General features: G+C 65.8%; 10 protein-coding genes. 7 read left to right on the top strand and 3 right to left on the bottom strand.

What is annotated here, in order from left to right:
* Nucleotides 1-24 precede the first annotated feature (24 nt).
* Nucleotides 25-909: a nucleotide exchange factor GrpE gene (gene grpE, locus KF791_03200; GenBank protein MBX3731582.1), complete on the bottom strand. Its 885-nt coding sequence runs from the start codon at nt 907-909 to the stop codon at nt 25-27.
* Nucleotides 910-1,054: 145 nt separating this feature from the next.
* Here grpE and KF791_03195 point away from each other — a divergent pair, with 145 nt between their 5' ends.
* The 3 genes from KF791_03195 (at nt 1,055) to lepB (ending at nt 3,952) form a co-directional block, all read left to right on the top strand.
* Nucleotides 1,055-2,647, top strand: a complete 1,593-nt coding sequence (locus KF791_03195) for a VCBS repeat-containing protein (protein ID MBX3731581.1) — start codon at nt 1,055-1,057, stop codon at nt 2,645-2,647.
* Between the two features lie 101 nt (nt 2,648-2,748).
* Complete coding sequence (locus KF791_03190) at nt 2,749-3,381, top strand: hypothetical protein (protein ID MBX3731580.1); 633 nt, start codon at nt 2,749-2,751, stop codon at nt 3,379-3,381.
* Nucleotides 3,356-3,952, top strand: coding sequence for a signal peptidase I (gene lepB, locus KF791_03185; GenBank protein ID MBX3731579.1), 597 nt, complete (start codon nt 3,356-3,358; stop codon nt 3,950-3,952). The genes KF791_03190 and lepB overlap by 26 nt, the downstream gene beginning before the upstream one ends.
* Here lepB and KF791_03180 read toward each other — a convergent pair.
* Together KF791_03180 and KF791_03175 are read right to left on the bottom strand one after the other, a co-directional pair.
* Nucleotides 3,893-4,273 carry a hypothetical protein gene (locus tag KF791_03180; GenBank protein MBX3731578.1) on the bottom strand — a complete coding sequence of 127 codons (381 nt, stop codon included), beginning with the start codon at nt 4,271-4,273 and terminating at the stop codon, nt 3,893-3,895. The genes lepB and KF791_03180 overlap by 60 nt on opposite strands.
* 165 nt (nt 4,274-4,438) lie before the next feature.
* Nucleotides 4,439-5,620 (bottom strand): glycosyltransferase family 4 protein, encoded by a 1,182-nt coding sequence (locus tag KF791_03175; protein MBX3731577.1) that lies wholly within the window; start codon nt 5,618-5,620, stop codon nt 4,439-4,441.
* Between the two features lie 223 nt (nt 5,621-5,843).
* Here KF791_03175 and KF791_03170 point away from each other — a divergent pair, with 223 nt between their 5' ends.
* The 4 genes from KF791_03170 to KF791_03155 all read left to right on the top strand — a co-directional run bounded on the left by KF791_03170 (nt 5,844) and on the right by KF791_03155 (nt 13,886).
* Nucleotides 5,844-6,593 (top strand): class I SAM-dependent methyltransferase, encoded by a 750-nt coding sequence (locus KF791_03170; protein MBX3731576.1) that lies wholly within the window; start codon nt 5,844-5,846, stop codon nt 6,591-6,593.
* Nucleotides 6,590-7,189: a methyltransferase domain-containing protein gene (locus KF791_03165; GenBank protein ID MBX3731575.1), complete on the top strand. Its 600-nt coding sequence runs from the start codon at nt 6,590-6,592 to the stop codon at nt 7,187-7,189. Before KF791_03170 ends, KF791_03165 begins: the two co-directional genes overlap by 4 nt.
* A complete protein-coding gene (locus KF791_03160; GenBank protein MBX3731574.1) occupies nt 7,186-7,899 on the top strand; it encodes a class I SAM-dependent methyltransferase in 714 nt (237 codons plus the stop codon). The genes KF791_03165 and KF791_03160 overlap by 4 nt, the downstream gene beginning before the upstream one ends.
* 149 nt (nt 7,900-8,048) lie before the next feature.
* A complete protein-coding gene (locus KF791_03155) occupies nt 8,049-13,886 on the top strand; it encodes a hypothetical protein (GenBank protein MBX3731573.1) in 5,838 nt (1,945 codons plus the stop codon).
* Nucleotides 13,887-14,034: the final 148 nt, after the last annotated feature.

The raw sequence follows: 14,034 nt of genomic DNA, 5'->3' as shown, positions 1-14,034 counted from the left end.
GGCCACGCTGCGGCTCGCCGGGTTTCAGGACGGATCGCCGTCCTCAAGGGGCAGATCCAGTGTCGGGTCCTCCGCAACTTCGCGGATCGGCGTGACCCATTCGGGATCCGGGACGCGGTTTTCCCGGGGTGACGTTTCTTCCTCGGCGACGGTCACCAGGATGCGTCGGAGCGCCTGCCCCTGGTAGGTGTAGCCGCACGCGATGGTGGACGCGATCCGGGCTCCGGGGCCGGGCTCGCGGGATTCCGGAGTCTGGTGGGCGGTGGGGTCGAACGGCTCCCCGGACTGGGCTTCGTACGAGACGAGTCCGATCCGGCGGACGGCATCCAGACAGGCCGCACGAAACTGCCCCAGCTGGGTCACCAGCGGGGTGTTCCCGTGACGTGCTGCGGCTTGGAACAGGGCGTGGACGTGGTCGAGCACATGGACCAGCACCTGCAGGTGCTCGGTGCCGCCGCGGCGGAGTTTCTCAGCCTCCAACCGCAGGGCCTGCTTCTCCTGGTCGTTGGCCCGTCCAAGGGCCTCGGTCAAATCCCGGGCCTCCTTCGTCACCTGCTCCACCGTGGTTGCAGCGGCCCTCGAAGCCTGGAGCGTGCCGTCGTGGATCGCCTGCCATTGGGCGGTGGTGTCCCGGACGGCATCCGCGACGGACCGGAGCTCACCAATCTGTCGTGCGGTATCGGCAAGGCCGAGTTGTTCCTGGAGCCGGACGGCCGCCGCATGCTCCTTGAGGAACGGCAGGATCATCACCCAGGCGCCCGCGGCACACAGACCGGCGATGACCAGCGCGTGCGACGGGGTCAGCGGCCGGTGACCCAGAAGGACCACCGTCGCCGCCGCAGTGACCAGGACGAGATCCCCGACGACGAAGGGCCAGCGTGGAAGCCGGGGCGGTGCGATCGCTGCCATGTCGGCGGCATCATAGGGAGACGGGGATTGGCGGCAACGCAGGTTTCCTGTCCGCCGCCGCCCTCGCGGTGATCCCGGGGCCCGGCACCAGGTTCCCGCGCTTGTTCCCGGGGATGGATGCGTGTTGATTGCACGGGTTCGTCGCATGCCACGATTTCACAGCATCCATCGGCCGGCCTTCCTACTGGGGGCCTTCGTGGTGTTGCTGGCCCAGCTTGGCGCCGCCGGGACCGGCCTTCCGGATCCCTCCGATCCGGCGGCCGTGCGCCGCGGCGGCCAGCTTGCCCGGACCTACTGTGTCACCTGTCACCTTTTCCCGGAGCCTCAGGCGCTGGACCGGGCCACCTGGCACGACCAGGTGCTGCCGCGGATGAAGTACCGGCTGGGGTTCTCGTCTCCCGATCTGGAACAAAGCGCCAACATCCGTCTCCTGCGCGAACAACGTCGCATCCCGGATAAGCCGGTGATCTCCGAAACGCAGTGGCTGGACCTCGCGGCCTACTATCTTGCAACCGCCCCCGAACAGTCGTTGCCCCAGGAGGCACCGCCGCCCATCGCGGTTGGCATTCCGGGATTTGAGGTGGTGGTTCCCGAGGTCCGTGTACCCCGGCCCTCGGTGACTTCCGTAAGGGTGCTTCCGGACGGTGGGGCGCTCGTGGCGGACAACGAGCGGCAGGCGGTGGTGGTGGTCGGACGCGACGGCCGGTTCGCCGGGGTGGTGCCGGTGGGCAATGCCGTGGCGTCGCTTCGGCATTTCCCCGGGGGCATCCTGACCGGCGGCCTTGGCAGCTTCCTGCCGGCGGACGACCTCCGGGGCGCGGTGTTCTGGCTGACCAATTCGGCGGGATGGCAGCGGGGTCCGGACCTGATCGCGGATCTGCCGCGCACGGCCGATGCCAACGCCGCGGACCTCAACGGCGATGGCCGGCTCGACTACGTCGTCAGCGTCTTCGGCAACAACGTGGGCCGGCTCTCCTGGTGGGAGGCGCGTCCGGATGGCGGTCTGACGGAGCACGAGCTCTTTGGGCTGCCGGGCACGCTGCGGACGGAAATCGCGGACTTCAACGGCGACGGGCATCCCGACATTGCGGCCCTGGTGGCCCAGGAGACCGAGGCGTTGTTCCTGTTCCTAGGCAACGGCCGCGGCGGATTCGAGCGCACCACGGTGTTCCAGCGTCCCCCGTATTGGGGGCACAGCCATTTCGAGACCGCGGACTTCAACGGCGACGGTCGCCCCGACTTCCTGGTGACCAACGGCGACAATGGCGAATTCACCTCGCCCTCGAAGCGCTACCACGGCATCCGGATCCATCTGTCCCAGCCGGAGGGTGGATGGAAGGAGGCGTCTTTTTTCCCGATGTACGGCGCCTACAGGGCGGTGGCGCGGGACGTGGACCTGGATGGCGATCTGGACATCGCCGCCATCGCGTTCTTCCCGGACTACCAACGCTCGCCCCGGGGAAGTTTTGTGTTCCTGCAGAACGACGGGACGGGTCGCTTTCAGGCCAGCACGTTTGCCGAGAGCGCGACCGGACGCTGGCTTGCCCTGGATGGCGGGGACTTCGACGGGGATGGCGCCGTGGACTTCCTGCTCGGCTCGTACATCAAGGGACCCACCCCGGTTCCAGCCTTCCTGATGGAGGCATGGGAGGAGGCGCAACGGCCTTTGATCCTCCTGAGAAATGTCCGGCCGCGACCGTCGGCACCGTCGGGGAGCGCCGTCGGTGCACCAAGGTGACCCGGACGGGTCTCTCAGTTCAGTTGAAACCAATCGCGGGAGAACCGGGTCGTCACATGGCGGCGGGTTGCCGGAGATGAATTCCGGTCCGTTGACGAATCATGAGACTTTCCCGGAGACGTTGGATGGCGGTGCTGTTCGGTGGATTGCTGGCGTCACTCGTTGGAGCGATGGCGGGGTGGTGGGTCCGCGGGTATCGGATGGCCACCACGGTGACCACAGTCTCGGGCCGGACCTGGAACCTGGAAGATTTCGTCCATGCCCGGTCCTTTTCCCTGGTCGAGGTCGCACGCGCCGAACTTGCAGGCCTCGCCCAGCTCTACCGCTCCGAGGCGCGGGTGCGCCTCCTCCAGGGTGCCGTGACCCCGGTGTCCGGCGATGCGCGCTGGATGGAAATGCTTGCGGACCTCGAGCGAGCCTGCCGCGAATTCCGCGATACTCCGGGCGAGGCGCCGGTGCTGCAGGATTACCTTCTCCTGTTGCGGCGAACTGCGGCCCATGACCGCTGGCTCGATGCCTACCTGGATTTCGCGTACCGGCGTCCCACTGAGGAGGTCATCGGCCTGTTCGCGCGCGACGCCGTGGACATCGCCGCCAGGGTCGGACGGGAGTCCGAAGTGGCCGCGGTGCTGCGACACGTGCTGGAGATTCCCCTGGAGTTTCCGGGCAAACTGCAAATCACCCTCCCGCTCGTGCGCCTGAACCCCCATGACCTTCCGTCGTCCGTTCTCTAAGGGGCGTCGGCGCGGCGATCGCGCCCGGCGACTGTGGGTCCTCGCCGCCGTGCTGTCCCTGGTCGGGCTGTTCTCCCTCCGATACCGGCTGATCTGGGTGGTCGGAGACAGCATGCTGCCCACGTACGCGTCCGGAAATCTCCTGGTCGTGGACCGCTGGGCCTACCACCGGTCGGTTCCGGGGCGGGGTGACGTCGTGGTAGCGAGGCACCAGGCGGACTGGATGGTCAAACGAGTGGTCGGCCTTCCGGGCGAGCTGATCGCCGTGCGCGACGGGCAGGTGCAGGTGGACGGCGTTTCCGTGCCGGAGTGGCATCCGGTTCGCGAAGGATCTTTGCAAATCGAGCCGGGCCGCCTGCCCGCCGACCGCTACGCCCTGCTGGGAGACAATCGGGAGCTTCCACCGGATGCCCTGGTCCACGCGGTGGTGCATCGCGACCGGTTGATGGGGCGGGTGGTGTTTCCGGCGCGTTCTTCCATTTCGCCAGCGAAGGAGAGCCGCAACCTCCCCTCAGAACGGATCGCGCAGGGAACCGGGGGGGCGGGCGCGCCTCCAGAACGAGGGTCCTGACGGCGCCTCAAGAAACGAGCGTCCGAGGAGCCGCAGCAGCAGAGCGGTCGGCACGAGAATCAGCACGAAGATTAGGCCCAGCACGAGTGCGAGGAGTCGGTGGCCGATCCAGGATTGGATCCGCTGAACACCCCGGTGCCAGCCCTGAAAGGGCCTGGGGATGACCAGGCCCAGCAGGACGACGAGAGGCATTGCCACCAGGCACGCCACGGGAGGCACGGGCACCCACCCGGCACGCGCCGCCGCCCAGAGCAATGCGACGGGCGGCAGCAGCGAAGCTCCGATCTGAAACCGCTGCCCGGCCGATATGCGACCCGTCATGCGGGCAGGCTATCGCGGGGGTCTGAATTGAACACTCCCGATTCCGGCGGACCGCCAGGATCGCTCCTTCGTCGGCATTGGTCGGAAACGAACAAATCCGGTCGAAATGAGTGTCCCTTGGGTCTCCGGGCGATCCTCTCGGAATGCCGGCGCCCCCGTTCAGATTCAACGGCGCCGGCTGCGATGAGCCGCGACGCCGGCCTCCAGGGCTTCCATCTCGGCCTGGGCGACCGGGGCGTAGTCGTATTGTTCGACAAAATCCCGACCGCGCCGCGACTGCTGCAGTCGCGCGGCATCGTCCGCAAGCCAGTGAACCACCCGCGCCGCGGCCCGGGCGGTGTCCCCCATCGGCACCAGGTCCACCTGGCCGGGAAACACGTGATCGAAGATGGGCAGGTGCATCGCAACCACCGGCATGCCAAAGCCGAGGCATTCGGTGACGGACAGGCCCCAGCCTTCCTCTCGGGAGAGACTCAGTCCCACCCGGCATCGGGACATGAGCCGGTTCTTTTCAGCATCCGCGATCCCGCCGGTGAAGTGGATGCGGTCGCCGAATCCGGCGGTGGTGCACCGACGTTCCAGTTCCGCGCGGTCCGGTCCCTCTCCGATCACCAGGAGGCGGGCCTCCGGACGCCGGGCCAGCACGGCGCCCCAGAGGGCCGGCACGTCGAACACCCCCTTGTGACGGTGGATGCGACCGAGCAGGACGGCATCGAATTCCTTGGGGGCCCCGGCACTGTAGGCCACCTCCGAGAAGTCCAGGCCGTATCCGACCACTGCCGTGACTCGTGGTGTCAGTCCGAGGCGCCGTTCCAGGCGTGCGAAGTCCGCGGCCACCGGCGGGGTGCTGCACAGGATGACGTCGGCATGACGGTTCAGCAGGCGCGTGCTCCAGCGTTCCGAGAGGAGGTACAGCCGGTCGAAGAATCCGGCACGGCTCTGCTGCGCATCCAGGACGTGATGCACCTTGGCGCCAAAGGCGGCCCCGAGGCGTCGCGCAAGGACCCGCGACGGGTAGGTTTCAAAGATCGCCTGACAGCAGGCGTAAATCATGTCGTAGCCCGACGCCATCGGGACCCTGTGCGCGCTGATCATCCGCCATCCGTAGGGAAAAACGTATCGCCACGTCTTGTTCAGCCACCCGGTGGCATCGAACCAGTTGTCCGGGCTGATCAGCTGTGCGTGGGGATAGAGATCGCGGAATACCGGCCACGCCGCGCGCGCCACCAGGAAATCCACGGTGTGCCCGCCCGCGACCCAGTGGCGGGTGACGCCCGCGAAATGCCGCTGCACTCCCGACACCGACCGGCCGTCGAGCGCGGTGTTGTAGACAATCAGAACTCGCACTGGCGCACCGACCATGCCGGGCCGGTGCACGAACCTTCAATGCTGATCCCGTCCACAGGACGGCCGCGGAGTGTCATCTCCCGGGTCACCCCCCGGTGGGGCAAAGGTCCTCCTGAGCCGCGCGGGGAGCCCCCCCCGGAATGGCATGGAAACCCGCCTGAAGCTTGTCCTGCATTTGACTCGACGGGCGGTCGGGTCAGAGTCGGCCCGCTGTCGCGACTCCATGAAGCATCCGTACCAAGGCCTCTGGTCGCGCATTGCCTTTTGCGTCCGGCGGAACGGGTTGGCCGAGGTGTTCCTCATCCCGCTGCGCATGGGGGTCGGCCCGGTGCTGATCCCGCTGTTGCCACGCCGCGAATTTCCCTTCGAGGGCCGGATGCTGCCGTACGGCTACCACCGGTACAATGTCACCTGGGCCAACGAGCGGGCGCTCGAGATTCCCATCGCGCGTGCCGTCATCGAGGGAATCGCTTCTGAACGTCTGCTGGAAGTCGGCAACGTGCTTTCCCACTACCTGCCCGTGAGGCACACGGTGCTCGACAAATTCGAGGCCGGTGTCGGCGTGGTGAACGAGGACATTCTTTCTTGGAACCCCGGGCGTTCCTTTGACCTCATTCTGTCGGTGTCCACCTACGAGCACATCGGGTTCGATGACGACGACCGGGATCCGACCGGCGCACGCATCCTGGAGGCCATCCATCGGAGCCGGGGCTGGTTGAATCCGGGGGGGCGGCTGGTGCTCACCGCGGCGTCCGGATACAACCCGGCATTCGATGCCCTGGTCGCCGGCAACCGGTTTGGCGCCGCCCGCCGGCACTTTTATTGGCGGGCCACCTGGGGCCGTTGGGAGGTCTGTGACGAGGCGCGCTATCTGGCGACGCACTACAACCGGCCGCACGCTTTTGGGAATGCACTGGTGGTTGCTGAATTCCGGTCCCCCGAGTCCGCGGATCCGTCCAGCCACGCCCGATGAACCTGACACCGGAAACCGTGCCGGAAGCCCGGCGCCTGAACATCGGATGTGGCCTCGATCTGCGGGCCGGCTGGGTCAACTTGGACACCGTGGATTACGGGGGGAACACCGTGTGTGACCTGAACCGTCATCCGTGGCCCTTTCCGGACAACCACTTTGACGAGGTCCTGGCCAGTCACATCCTGGAGCATCTCGCCAACTTCAACGCGACCGTGACGGAGATCTGGAGGGTCTGCCGGCCGGGCGCCTTGGTCGTCGTGCGGGTGCCCTTCTTCCTGAGCACCAAATACTACTCCGAACCGGACCACCGCATCCCGTTCGGCATCCGGTCCTTTGACAATTACGAGGACATCTCCAGCCGTTCCCTGCGCTTCTACGAGCGATGGAAACTGGGGCACCGGACCAACTACGGTTCACCGGCACGGTTCCGGGTCGAGGATAAGCGCTTTCACTTCTCGAATTTCGCACTCCTGCGGTGGCTGAACGCCCCGATCAATCTCGAACCGGTGATCTACGAACGGTTCTTCGCCACGTGGCTGACACCCGAAGAAGTCTGGTTTCGGCTCCGGGTGAGCCAGAAGGGGGTGAGTTCATGATCCTGACACAGCTCATGTGGCGGTTTGCGCGTCACGGAGATGATGAAGAGTTCTACCGGCTTCAGGCGAGCGATGCGATCCGCTGGATTGCGAGCAGTGGAGTGCCGTTGGGCGCGCAAACCGAGGTCCTTGATCTGGGTTGTGGGCATGGCATCTTTGGAGGCCGGCTCGAGAAGTCTGGATGCCCGGTCACATTTGCAGATGCCGACAATTTCCTCCGACCCGAATATCGCCAGCACACGTTTCTCAAGGTAGATCTCGACCGGGATCCCCTGGACTCCCTGGGCCGGTATGACCTCGTGGTGTGCTCCAACGTCCTGGAGCACCTGTCCGCGCCCGGGCGCTTCCTCAAGGACGCCCACTGTTTGCTCAAGCCGGACGGTCTATTCTATCTGAGCTGGACCAACTGGCTATCGCCCTGGGGCGGGCACGAATTCTCCCCGCTGCATTATCTGGGTCCGCGGCTTGGACCTCGCCTTTACGACGCCCTGGCGAGGCGTCCCCGCTTCCACAAACCCTACGTCAACCTCTTTCCCACCTACATCGGATCCATCCTCGGCACCCTCAGGGACCAGACGGCATTCCGGGTGATCAGGATGGCGCCCAGGTACTATACGGAGGTTGAATGGATCATGCGGGTGCCGCTGGTGAGGGAGTTTCTCGCCTGGAACTGCTCGCTTCTGCTCGGGCAACGCCGTCAGAATGACTGAATTTGTTGAACGCCCGGATGTTTGTGCGGATTCTGGAAAGGGTGATTGACAGCAGGGCCGCTGTGGCAATAGCCTTCGTTAAGAGGTGGTCGAACCCTGATTCTCGGACGACCTCGGCGAGGCGGCCCAACCCATTGCGAATCCATATCATGTCCAACCGGCCAGGATGGTTCCGGAGCACCCCCGGGGTCTTCGAATTCGTGTTCGTCATCCTCGGAGTGCTGCTCTCAACATCCGGAATGGCATCCGCGGCCGCAGCGGAGTTCTGGCCGCCCTCAAACAGGCGAGATCCGGTCGGTTTCCAAGGTGCCGCCGGACCCGCAGGTGAGTTGATCAACGTCAATTTTGGAGTCAATGACACTCCCAATCGGACCGGCCCCGCTGCATTCGGACTCTCCACAGAGGACCATTGGAACCTCTACAGCCGCGACGATGGAAGTGGCGGCTACCTCGAACGCGGGGTGATTGCTGGGCTCAAGAACTCTCTGGGAATGGTGACGGATGCCGGCCTGGTGGTTTCCAATGCCCCCGGGGCGTGGGGCAATGGGGTTGAGGATCCGATGTACGGAGTCTTCCTGCACCCCTTGGGGACGGATCGGGTGGTTAGTGTGACCGTGACCAATTTGCCGCCTGGAACCTATCAAATCTATTGCTTCGGACATGGCGACACCGACTCGCTGAACACGGAGTTTGAAATCTTCGCCGGTTCGCAAAGTCTGGGGAGCCTGCGCACGACCACGGGCGCCGCCTGGCGGTCAACAGAGTGGAACCATGGAGACCAGTACGTGCATTTTGAAAATGTCGTCCTCGGTCCGCGGGAACCCCTGGTGATTCTAGCGCATCCTGGCAGCGGCCAATTCGGGGTGATCAACGGGATTCAGATCCACCGGGTTGATGACAATTTTCAGCGACGATTGATCAATATCAATTTTGGCATTGATGACACGCCGACACGAGCCGGTCCGGCCGCTTTCGGGATTGCGGGGGACGACTTCTGGAACCTTTACAGCAGGGACGATGGATTGGGGGGCTATCTCTCCTCGGGAAGGCTGGAGGATCTCAGGGACGCATCGGGTGCACGTTCCGGCGCATCCGTGGAAGTGGAGAATGCCCCCGGAGCCTGGGGGAATGGGTCCGCTGATCCGATGTTCGGAGTCTTCCTGTATCCGCTGGGTGCAGATCCCGTGGTTCGGGTCACGCTCAACGCCCTGCCTCCCGGCGTTTATTCGGTCTATTGCTACGGGCATGGCGAGCAGGATGCGCAGAACGTCGAGTTCGAAGTCATTGCCGGACCCCGGTCCGCCGGCGTGTCGCGGACAACCGAGTCGGATTCCTGGCGGATGACAGAATGGAAGGAAGGGGATCAGTACGTGGTCTTCAGGGAGGTCAGAGTCCATTGGGGAGATTCATTGATGATCCTTGGGAGACCAGCCGCCGCTTCCTCGGGTCTCATCAACGGTCTGCAGCTCTATCGTGCGGGAGATCTCCCACCGGATCGGTTGGTCAACGTGAACTTTGGTGTCAAAGATACACCGCAGCGAAGGGGCCCTGCAGCCGTTGGGGAGTCTCCGTTGGATTATTGGAACCTTTACAGCCGCGACGGAGAACCTGGGGAATATCGCCACCGAGGAGAGATTGCCAACCTGAGGTATGAATCCGGAAGGTTTTCCGGTGTGAGGCTTGGCATAACCAATGCACCGGGTGCCTGGGGCAATGGAGTCGAGGATTCGATGTTCGGGGTTTTCTTGTATCCCCTGGGAGCGGACCCGGTTGTTGCCGTGGGATTGGAGAACCTGCCGAGTGGGTATTATTCGTTTTATGCCTACGGTCACGGGGAGCTCGACATTCACAATTCAACATTTGAGGTGTTGAGTGGAGGTGTTTCGTTCGGCGTTCAATCCACCACGACATCCAGTGGATGGCGGGAGCCCGGATGGACCCGTGGGAGTCAGTATGTGCTCTTTGAGAGGGTCGTGGTCCGGGCGGGGGAGCCGGTCGTTGTCCGCGCTGGATCGGCCGAGGCTGGGCTGGGTATCGTGAACGGTCTGCAGGTGCTGCAACTGGAGGAAACAGGTCCCATGCTGCTTCCGATTGGGGATGCAGAGACGCCGGAAGGAGCCGCCTGGATGCTTGGCTTGATGGGGCTTCACCCGACTCAGGCGCTCGAGACACTGACGTATCGGCTGGTGGAGTCACCGGAGGGCATGGCAGTGGTGGATGGGGGGCAGATCCTGTGGACTCCGACGGAGAGCCAGGGTCCCGGGGACCACACGGTGAGGGTGGAGGTCCGCGACGCGGAGGGAATGACCGCTTCGCAGGAGTTCAGGGTCCGTGTATTGGAGGTGAATTCGCCACCGGATCCAGCACCGGTGGCTGATAAGGAGGTGGACGAGGGTGCGGAGTTCGCGTTGGAGTTGCTGGCGACGGACTCGGACCTCCCACCAAACTCAATCGCATTCGAGTTGATTGCCGGTCCGGTCGGGCTCTCGGTGTCTGGAGACGGGCAACTGGCCTGGATCCCCTCGGAGGCCCAGGGGCCCTCCACCAACGAGGTGGTGGTGCGGGTCACCGATGACGGCGTACCGCCCTTGTCGGCGACGAACCGGTTCCAGATCGTGGTCCGCGAGGTGAACCAGGCGCCGGTGCCGGTCGGGATTTCTGAGGAGGTGGTTCCCGCGGGAAGCGTGGTGAGCTTCCACCTGGGCGCGGTGGATCCGGACCTGCCGGCCCAGCAGTTGATTCACAGCCTGATTTCCGGGCCTGAGGGATTGGGCGTGACAGCGGATGGGGTGGTGACGTGGAGCGCCGGCGATTCCGTCGTGCCGGGGGTGTACCCGGTCTCCGTGCGCGTCACCGACGACGGGTCCCCCCCGTTGTCGGGCACCAATTCCTTCAGCCTGGTGGTGCCGGAACCCTCACCGATGGCGACGTTGTCCGGCTGGTCTTGGCTTGCGGATCCGGGACGATTCGAGGTGATACCCGGCGCATTCACCTGGGACGAGGCCCGGAGCGACGCGGCGGTCCGCGGAGGTCATCTGGCGACGTTTGGAAGCCTTGCCGAATGGGAGGCGGGACGCCGGGCCTGGGAGGATCAGGGAGGCCGGGTCTGGCTCGGCGGGTTGCGGTCGGGTGACGACACGAATCCCCGCCTGGGATGGGCCTGGATCACCGGGGAACCGTGGAGGTTCGAGGCCTGGTCGCCCGGGGAACCGAACCATCTGGGGGAGGATCGCCTTGATTTGTTTCCCTGGGGGGCGTGGAACAACGCGTCGGGGGATACCCGCCTGGGTTACCTGATGGAGCACCCCGACCGCGGAGGGGTCCGCGCGTTTGCGCCGGTGACGGTGGACGAAGGGGAGACGTTTGGCGTCGCCCTGCGTTGGTCGGGGCCGCCGGAGGGCGGAAGGCGGGGGACGGTTGAATTGGTGTTGGGTCCGGACGGCATGGTCCTGACGCCGACCGGGGCATTGATCTGGACGCCCACGGAAGCCCAGGGGCCGTCCACCAACGAGGTGGTCCTTCGCGTGACGGGTGACGGGGCGCCGGCGACGGACGTCACTTTCCAGGTGAGGGTCCTGGAAGGGAATCAAGCCCCGTGGGTGGCTTCGGAATGGTTCCTTGATTTTGAGACGGACCCCGCGGCTTTCGGGACGTTGGCGGGCAGCACCGAGGCTGCCTGGGCGCTCACGGGGGGGAATCCGGGCGGATTCCTGGGCCTGACGTATTCCCGCACGAACCGGTACACGGCGCTGGTATTTCCGGCGATTCCCGATCCCGATGCCGTGATTGCGGGATTCCGCATGTCGTGCGATCTCCGCTCTGGGAACGGAACCCGCGAACGCGCCGCGGATGGCTTCAGCTTCAACTTTGCGCGGGTTGGGGATCCGGTGCTGGAGTCCCCCGAGAATCACTCGGGATACGCTGGCGACTGGGGCGCGGAGACGGGAACACGCACCGGCATCGCGATTTCCTTTGATACCTGGTCGGGCAACTATTTCCCGGGAGACCCCGGGGATACCAATGACATCGAGGGACTCATTGTCCGCGTGGACAATGTGACCGTCGCCAAGATTCCGTTGCCGACGCGAAACGGGGCCGCCACGGACCCGGGCAGCCCCCAGACCGGTCCTCACGACCCGGAGTATTGGGCCGCGGGCGGTTACTTCCTGCATCCGGCGGCGTGGGCCACGCTGTCGTGGCAGCCGTTGGTGCTGGAGTTGAGTCCGGACGGCCGGTTCTCGGCCTGGTGGAAGGGCGCCGCGTTGGTGGAGGATCTCGATGTCGGCTTCGAGGCGGGGCGGGGCCGGTTTGTGCTGGCGGGGCGCACGGGTGGATCGGACGGCAACATTCATGTGGACAACCTGCGCCTCGGCGTGGTGGTCCGGCATGAGCTGGATGAGGAGGTGGCCTGGACCCTGCCGCTGGACGCGTCCGATCCCGACCTGCCGCCGCAGGTCCTGAACCATGAGGTGGTGGCGGGACCGTCCGGCCTGGGGGTGAACGCGGCGGGCGCGCTGGTCTGGACGCCTGCGGAGGACCAAGGGCCGTCCACGAACACGGTGATTGTCCGGGTCCGTGACACGGGTTCCCCGCCCCTGACGGTCACCACGACCCATCAGTTGGTGGTGCGGGAGGTGAACCGTCCGCCGGTGATGGCGTCCGTGCCGGAGCAGGCGGTGGATGAGAACACGGAATTCGGGCTGACGCTCCTGGCCACCGATCCGGACCTGCCCGTGCAGTCGCTGGCGTTTTCCCTGGTGGACGGGCCGGAGGGGATGACGCTGGCCCCGGGCGGGGCCTTGCGCTGGACGCCGGGTGAGGCGGACGGGCCGTCCACGGTGGTGGCGCAGGTGCGGGTGACGGATGACGGTGTGCCGCCGTTGTCGGCGACGAACCGCATTGTGATCGTGGTACGCGAGGTCAACGAGGCGCCGGTCTTCACGCCGGTGCCGGACCAGGCGGTGGACGAGGGGGTTCCGTGGAGCCTTGCGCTGGAGGCGACGGACCCGGACTGGCCGGTGCAGCGTCTGCAGTTCCTGCTGGTGGCCGGTCCCGCAGGGCTGACCGTGAGCTCGACGGGAGTGATGACATGGATCCCGGGGGAGGCCGACGGTCCGGGCGAATTTGAGGTGCAGGTGGCCGTCCGGGATGATGGGACGCCCCCGCGGACGACGGTCCAGCGATTCCGGGTCACCGTGCGCGAGGTCAACGAGCCGCCGGTGATCGCTCCGGTGCCGGACCAGGAGCTGGATGAGCACACGGAGCTCAGGTTGACCCTGCGGGCCACCGACCCGAACCTGCCGCCGCAGGCGGTGACGTTCTCGCTGGCGGGCGGGCCGGCCGGGATGACCGTGACGCCGGGCGGGGAGTTGCGGTGGACTCCGGGTGAAGCGGATGGCCCCTCGACCGTCATCGCGGAGGTGCGGGTGACGGATGACGGGGTGCCGCCGTTGTCGGTGACGAACCGCCTGGTGATCACCGTGCGGGAGGTCAACGAGCCGCCCGTGCTGGATCCCGTGGCGGACCTGGTGGCGATGGCGGGGGCGCCCTTCGAGTGGCTGCTGACCGGCAGCGATCCGGATCTGCCGGCGCAACCGCTCACCTTCGCGCTGGTTTCCGGGCCTGCCGGGCTGGCGATTGGGCGCGATGGATGGTTGCGATGGACGCCCCCGCCCACGGCGGCGCCCTCGACGAATGAGGCGACCGTGGCGCTACTGGACGGGACCTTGAGCGTCCGCGGGGCGTTTCGGATCGTGGTGGTGGAGAGCATCCAGCTGCAGATCGAACCACCCCGTGCGGACGGGCGGATGGTCCTGAAGATCCGGGCGCCGCTGTTGAAGCCGATCGTGGTGGAGCAGGCGACCGTGCTGGGGGACTGGACGGAGTTCCAGCGTCTGCTGGGGCTGGGGATGGAGAGTCCGATCGAGCTGTTGCTCAGTCCGGGGGCGGGCTCGGAGCCCAGCTTCTGGCACGTCCGCGGCGAGTAGGGGTGCCGAGAGGCCTGGCGCTGCCCACGTTCCCCGTTGCTTTTGCACGAACGCAGCGGAATCGAAGTGGGGGACGCGCTTCTGCACGTCCGTGACGTTCTCCGATGCGCGCGCGGAGTGGTTGCGGGGATCGTGGGGAGGCTCTGGC

Source organism: Verrucomicrobiia bacterium (assembly GCA_019634635.1).
Classification (GTDB): Bacteria; Verrucomicrobiota; Verrucomicrobiia; order Limisphaerales; family UBA9464; genus UBA9464.
This window is presented reverse-complemented; position numbering and strand designations above follow the sequence as displayed.

Coding starts and splice junctions, on each gene's coding strand:
- grpE (MBX3731582.1), bottom strand. CDS start 909: ATGGCAGCGATCGCACCGCCCCGGCTTCCACGCTGGCCCTTCGTCGTC.
- KF791_03195 (MBX3731581.1), top strand. CDS start 1,055: ATGCCACGATTTCACAGCATCCATCGGCCGGCCTTCCTACTGGGGGCC.
- KF791_03190 (MBX3731580.1), top strand. CDS start 2,749: ATGAGACTTTCCCGGAGACGTTGGATGGCGGTGCTGTTCGGTGGATTG.
- lepB (MBX3731579.1), top strand. CDS start 3,356: ATGACCTTCCGTCGTCCGTTCTCTAAGGGGCGTCGGCGCGGCGATCGC.
- KF791_03180 (MBX3731578.1), bottom strand. CDS start 4,273: ATGACGGGTCGCATATCGGCCGGGCAGCGGTTTCAGATCGGAGCTTCG.
- KF791_03170 (MBX3731576.1), top strand. CDS start 5,844: ATGAAGCATCCGTACCAAGGCCTCTGGTCGCGCATTGCCTTTTGCGTC.
- KF791_03165 (MBX3731575.1), top strand. CDS start 6,590: ATGAACCTGACACCGGAAACCGTGCCGGAAGCCCGGCGCCTGAACATC.
- KF791_03160 (MBX3731574.1), top strand. CDS start 7,186: ATGATCCTGACACAGCTCATGTGGCGGTTTGCGCGTCACGGAGATGAT.
- KF791_03155 (MBX3731573.1), top strand. CDS start 8,049: ATGTCCAACCGGCCAGGATGGTTCCGGAGCACCCCCGGGGTCTTCGAA.